Annotated in this window: 1 protein-coding gene; it reads right to left on the reverse strand. The window is 59.9% G+C overall.

What is annotated here, in order from left to right:
• A partial coding sequence (locus tag OQ02_RS39575) for an ATP-dependent metallopeptidase FtsH/Yme1/Tma family protein (protein ID WP_231500457.1) occupies positions 1-240 on the reverse strand: 240 nt, incomplete at its 3' end.
• Between the last annotated feature and the right edge of the window lie 99 nt (positions 241-339).

The following is a 339-nucleotide window of genomic DNA, read 5'->3' on the forward strand; positions in this document are numbered from 1 at the left end:
GGCCTGGACCTTGCTGCTGTTGTCGATCTTCTGACCGTCGACGAGTTCGATCTTGATGATCTGCTCGTCACCGGTGGTGACCTTTGCCTGCTTGACCTGGTTCTTGTCGATCGCCTGGACGACCTTGCCGGTGTCCACCGTCTTGTAGCCCTCGGACGAGCCGACGACCTGCATCAGCACGACCACGGCGAGGACGGCCAGCACGATCCACATGACCGGCCCACGGAAGTATCGCTTCACGTCCATCCATACGGAGCGAGAACGCCCCGTCCCTCCTGCCCGTAGGAAAATGCTGCTGTGAGAGCTGCTGTGTGAAAAAGCTGTTCTTCGGACGGTACC

It is taken from the genome of Saccharothrix sp. NRRL B-16314 (assembly GCF_000716595.1).
Taxonomy (GTDB): Bacteria; Actinomycetota; Actinomycetes; order Mycobacteriales; family Pseudonocardiaceae; genus Actinosynnema.